At 73.5% G+C, this 6,367-nt stretch carries 1 protein-coding gene; it reads right to left on the bottom strand.

Annotated elements, in window-relative coordinates; genetic code table 11:
• A partial coding sequence (locus tag NGF19_RS30030) for a type I polyketide synthase (protein ID WP_252429072.1) occupies positions 1 to 6,367 on the bottom strand: 6,367 nt, incomplete at both ends.

Raw genomic sequence — 6,367 nt, forward strand, 5'->3', positions numbered from 1 at the left:
GAGTCGGCGCGGTCGGCGGTGGGTTCGGGCCGTACGGAGGTCAGGCGGGCCAGCCGGACCCTGCCGTCGTGGAGGGCGAGCTGGGACTCCTCGCGCAGTCCGGGGTCGGACAGCGCGGAGGTGAGCACCTGGTAGGACGCGGCGTCCTCGGCCAGGTCGAGCAGGACGAACCGGCCGGGGTTCTCGGTCTGCGCGGAGCGGACGAGTCCCCAGGCAGCCGCGTGGGACAGATCCCGCGTGTCCTCGTCCGTGACCGGACGGGCCGGATTGCAGATCGCGCCGCGGGTGACCAGGACCAACCGGGTGTCGGCAAGCCGGTCGGCGGCGAGCCAGCCCTGGAGCAGTGTCAGGGCGTGGCCGACCGCCGCGCGCACCGCGTCGGGTCCGCCCGCGGCCCTGATCGGCAGCGGGGCGAGGACCGTGCCGGGCATCGGCACGCCCGCCTCGACGGCGCGCAGCAGAGCGGCCAGGTCCGGGTACCTCGCGGGGCTCACGCCCGTGGCCTCCAGTCCGGCGCCGACCTTCAGGTCGTCGTCGCCCAGGACGGCGACCACGTCCGGGGCGGCCGACGCCGCCGGGACGTGGTCGCGCCAGGCCACCCGGTACATCAGCCCGGCGCCCCGGTTCGCCGACGCCTGCCCGGGGGTGACGGGGCGCAGCACGAGCCGGTCGACGGTGAGCAGCGGACGGCCTGCCGGGTCCGTCAGGGCCAGGGACACCTCGTCCTTACCGACGGCCGAGAGGTGTACCCGTGCCGCTGCCGCACCGGTCGCGTGCACGGTGACACCGCTCCAGTGGAACGGGACGCGGACGCGTTCGGGTTCGTCGACGAGGCCGCCGACGGCGATGGCGTGGAGCGCCGAGTCGAGCAGCGCGGGGTGCATGCCGTACCCGGACGGGTCGGCCTGGGCGGCGGGGCCCCGCTCGGCAGGGCCTCCGTGGGTGCCATGGCCCGGCAGGGCGATGTCGGCGAACACATCGTCGTCCCGCTTCCACACCGCGCGCAGACCCCGGAACAGCGGGCCGAAGTCGAGCCCGTCGCCGTGCAGCCGCTGATAGAGGCCGTCGAGCGGCACGCGGCTCGCGCCCGGCGGAGGCCAGGCACCGGCGGTGTCCCGTGGTACCGCTGGGGCCTGTATCGAGTTACCCGTCGTTCGCCCGGAGGGCGCGCAACTCGATGCAGGCCCTGGGTCGGGTCCGACGGCGACGCGGCCCGTCGCGTGCCGGGTCCAGGCCGTGTTGTCGGGAGCGTCGTCGGGCCGTGAGTGCAGGCTGACGGGCCTGGTTCCTTCGGTGTCGGGTTCGCCGACGGTGACGCGCAGTGCGACTCCGCCGCGCTCCGGCAGGACGAAGGGTTCCTCCAGGGTCAGTTCCCGCACCTCGTCGCAGCCGACCACCCCGGCGGCATGCGCGGCGAGTTCGACGATCGCCGTGCCGGGCAGCAGGACCGTGCCGAGGACCCGGTGGTCCGCGAGCCAGGGGTGACTGCGCAGGGACAGGCTGCCGGTGAACAGCAGCCCGTCGCGGTCCGGCAGCCCGACGACCGCGCCGAGCATGGGGTGCGCGCTGTCGCCCAGGCCGAGTCGGGCCGTGCCCGCAGTGGTCGCGCCCTCGGGTGCGTCCAGCCAGTAGCGGTCGCGGCGGAAGGGGTACGTCGGCAGCTCGACGCGCTGTGCGCCGTACCCGGCGAACCAGGTGTGCCAGTCGGGTCCGGCGCCGTGCACGTGGGCATGGGCCAGAGCACCGACCAGCGCCTCGCCCTCCGGCCTGGTGCGCCGCTGCAGCGGCAGGAGCAGGGGCCCGGCCTGCGGGTCCGCGGAGGCTTCCGTCAGGCACTCTCCCGCCATGGCGGTGAGCACCCCATCGGGGCCCAGTTCCAGGTAGGTGTGCGTGCCCAGCTCGTGCAGGCTGCGGATGCCGTCGAGGAAGCGCACGGCTTCGCGGACATGGCGCACCCAGTAGCCGGGGTCGCACAACTCGCCGGGGGCGGCGGGGCGGCCGGTGAGGTTGGAGACGACGGGGATGACCGGGTCGTGGTACTCGACGGTCTCCAGTACCTCGCGGAAGGCGGCCAGCATGCCTTCCATGTGCGCGGAGTGGAAGGCGTGGCTCACCCGGAGCCCGCGGGTCTTGTGGCCGCGGTCGTTCCAGTACGTCGCGGCTTCCGCCGCGGCCTGGGCGTCGCCCGAGAGAACGGTCGCGGTGGGGCCGTTGACGGCGGCGACGTCCAGCCGGGGCCGGGTGTCCTCCAGCCAGGCCAGTACGTCGGGTTCGGCCGCCTGGACGGCGAGCATCGCACCGCCGGCGGGCAGTTCCTGCATGAGTCTGCCGCGGGCGGCGACCAGCCGTGCCGCGTCGGCGAGCGCGAACACTCCCGCCACGTGGGCGGCGGCGATCTCGCCGATCGAGTGGCCGAGCACCGCGGCCGGGCGCAGCCCCCAGCCGTCTACCAGCCGGAACAGGGCGACCTCCAGGGCGAACAGGGCGCACTGGGTGTACCGGGTCTCGTCGAGCAGGGCGGCCTCGTCACTGCCCTCCGCAGCGAACATGACGTCACGCAGCGGCAATTCGAGGTGTGGGGCGAAGTGCGCGCAGACCTCGTCCAGGGCTCGCGCGAAGTCCGGGTACTGGCCGTACAGTTCGCGCCCCATGCCGGGGCGCTGGCTGCCCTGGCCGGTGAAGAGGAAGGCGGGGCCGCCGGACCTGGCGACGCCCCGCGGGGTGCGGGCGGAGACCTCGCCCCGGGACAACGCGTCCAGTCCGGCGAGGAAGCCGTCCCGGTCTGCGGCGACGACGGCGGCCCGGTACGGGAAGGCCGTACGGCTGGTGGCGAGCGAGAAGCCGGTGTTCCACAGTTCGGCCGCCTCTGGCAGGCGGTCGCGGTCCGTCGCCCATTGGCGCAGGGTCGCGGCCTGGGCCCGCAGGCCCTGGTCGTCCTTGGCGGACAGCACCCAGGGCAGGTGAGCGGGCCGGGGCGCGGGGGCGGCGGCCGGCTCGGGCTCGTCCGGTGCGGGCTCGGGGGCCTGTTCCAGCACCACGTGGGCGTTGGTCCCGCTGATACCGAACGAGGAGACGGCGGCGCGGCGCGGTCCTTCGCCGGCCGGCCACTCCCGCGGCTCAGTGAGGAGCGCGAGACCGCTGTCGACCCAGTTCACATGCGGGCTGGGCTCGTCGGCGTGCAGGGTTTGGGGCAGGATGCCGTGGCGCATGGCCATGACCATCTTGATGACGCCCGCCGCTCCGGCGGCGGCCTGGGTGTGGCCGATGTTCGACTTCACCGAGCCGATGGCCAGCGGGCGGTCGGCCGGGCGCGCCGTGCCGTAGACGGCCTGAAGGCCCTGGGCCTCGATGGGGTCGCCGAGCGCGGTGCCCGTGCCGTGGGTCTCCACGGCGTCGATGTCGCCGGGCGCCAGGCATGCGTCGGCGAGGGCCTGGCGGATGACGCGCTGCTGGGAGGGGCCGTTGGGTGCGGTGAGGCCGTTGCTCGCGCCGTCCTGGTTGACGGCGGTGCCGCAGACGACGGCCAGGACGGGGTGTCCGTTGCGCTGTGCGTCGGAGAGCCGTTCGACGAGCAGCAGGCCCACCCCTTCGGCCGCGCCGAATCCGTCGGCCTGCGCGGAGAACGCCTTGCTGCGGCCGTCGGGTGCCAGCGCCCGCTGCCTGCTGAACTCGACGAACATGTGCGGGGTCGCCATCATCGCGACGCCACCGGCGAGTGCCATCTCGCACTCCCCGCTGCGCAGGGCCCGCACCGCCAGGTGCAGGGCCGTCAGGGAGGACGAGCAGGCGGTGTCGACGGTCGTCGCGGGCCCTTCCAGCCCGAAGGTGTACGCGATGCGGCCAGAGGCGACGCTGGGCGTGTTGCCGGTCAGCAGATACCCCTCGACCCCGCGCGGGGCCTGCGCCACCCGGGCACCGTAGTCCTGGTAGCTGAGGCCGACGAAGACGCCGGTCCTGCTGCCGCGCAGTGCGTCGGGCTCCAGTCCGGCGCGTTCGAACGCTTCCCAGGACGTCTCCAGCAGCAGCCGCTGCTGGGGGTCCATCGCCAGCGCCTCACGCGGCGAGATCCCGAAAAACCCGGCGTCGAAGTCGGCCGCGTCGTGCAGGAATCCCCCCTCGCGCACGTACGTCTTGCCGTGCGCCTCCGGGTCCGCGTCGTAGAGTGCGTCCAGGTCCCAGCCGCGGTCGGCGGGAAACGGCGTGATGCTCTCACCGCCTTCCACGAGGAGCTTCCACAGGTCCTCGGGGGTGCGCACGTCGCCGGGGTAGCGGCAGCTCATCGCGACGATCGCGATCGGCTCGGCGTCGTCGGCCGCGGCGGGCGTCGCGGTGACCGCACCACCGGTGGCGTGTCCGTCCGCGGAGTCCTGGTCGCCGAGCAGCTCCGTGCGCAGCAGGGCGGCGAGCGCCCTGGGGGTCGGGAAGTCGAAGACGAGGGTGGCGGGCAGGTGCAGTCCGGTCGCCCGGTTCAGCCGGTTGCGTAGTTCGACCCCGGCCAGGGAGTCGAAGCCGATGTCCTTGAAGGCGCGTCCGCTCTCGACGTCCTCGGGCGAGCGCATCCGCAGCACGGCCGCCGCCTGGGCCCGTACGAGATCGAGCAGGATCGGTATCCGCTCCTCGGCGGGCGCCGCGGCCAACTGGTCGGCCAGCGCGTTGCCGCTGCCCGGCGTGCCCGCGGCGGCCGTGGCCGGGGCGCTCTCTCGCGCTTCCAGGATGCGCCGGACCTCGGGGAGGTCCTCGACAAGGGGTTGCCGTCGACTCGCGGAGTACGCGAGGTAGAAGCGGTCCCAGTCGATGTGCGCGACTGTGATCTCCGTCTCGTTCTGGTCGAGTACGGACTTCAGTGCGACGAGGGCGAGTTCGGGGTCCATGCCGGGCACGCCGTGCTGCTCCAGCCGTTCGGCGACGCCGTCGACAGCCGCCATGCCGCCGCCGTTCCAGGGGCCCCAGGCCACGGATGTGGCGGCGAGCCCGCGGGAACGCCTGCTCGCGGCCAGGGCGTCCAGGAAGGCGTTGTGCGGGGCGTAGTTGCCCTGCCCGGGGATGCCCAGGGTGCTCGACACGGAGGAGAAGAGCACGAAGGCGGTGAGGTCGAGTCCACTCGTCAGGTCGTCGAGCACACTCGCCCCGAGCACCTTGACCTGGCGCACCCGCTCGACCTGACCAGGCGTCAGTAGTGCGATGACGCTGTCGTCGAGAGCACCGGCCGCGTGGAAGACCGAGGTCAGTGGCATGTCCTGCGGTATCGCTGCCAGCACGCGCCGCACTGCCGCACGGTCGGTGACGTCGCACGCCTCGACCGTGACCCGTACGCCCAAATCCTCGATTTCGTCTACGAGTTGTTCGGCACCTGGCGCCTCGATACCGCGTCGGGACAGCAACACGAGGTGTTGGGCGCCCCGTTCGGCGGCCCAGCGGGCGACACGGCCACCGAGTGCTCCCGTACCGCCGGTCACCAGTACCGTTCCGCTGGGCGCCCAGTCACGGACCGGCCTGCGATCGCCCAGCGCGGCCCGCACGAGCCGCCGCGTGAACACATCGGTCCCGCGCACGGCGAGCTGGTCCTCGCGTGAGCTGCCCGCCAGCACGGCGACCAACCGGGAGAGCGCCTGGCCGTCGGCCTCCTCCGGCAGGTCGACGAGACCGCCCCACCGCTCGGGGTGTTCCAGGGCGACCACACGGCCCAGACCCCACACGGAAGCCCGCGCGGGATCGGCCACGACGTCCTGATGCCCGGTCGACACGCCACCCCGGGTCACGCACCACAGCGCGGCCCCGACTCCGGCGTCCCCGAGCGCCTGCACCCACGACACGGACGGCACCAGGCCGCTCAACAGCGACACCACACCGGCCACGCCGCCCGACGCCGCGTCGGAGATACGGGAGGCCAGTACGGAGCGCTCCTCGTCGCCGGCGACCGCGACAGTCACGACCTGCGCTCCTGCGGCCTCCAACGCCCCTACGAGCGCAGAATCTGCAGCCCCTTCGGCCTTGGCGGCATCGACAGCGACCAGCCAGCGCCCGGACAGCGAACCGGCGGGCCGTACCGTGACGGGCTGCCAGGTGACGCGATATCCCCACCCGGTGGATCCGTCCGCACGGGAACTGCTGCTCTCCAGCCAGTAGCGCTCGTGTTGGAAGGCGTAGGTGGGGAGGTCGATGTGGGCGGTGGTGGCGGGAAGGAGGGTGCTCCAGTCCACCGGCAGGCCGTTCACCCAGGCTTCGGCGAGGGAGGTGACCAGGCGGTGCCGGCCGCCCTGGTCCCGGCGCAGGGTACCCAGACCAGTCACGGTGTCCGGCAGCGCCATCGTCAGGACCGGATGGGCGCTCACCTCGACGAAATGCGTGAACCCCTCAGCCACGAGAA

Source organism: Streptomyces macrolidinus (genome assembly GCF_023887685.1).
Lineage (GTDB): Bacteria > Actinomycetota > Actinomycetes > Streptomycetales > Streptomycetaceae > Streptomyces > Streptomyces macrolidinus.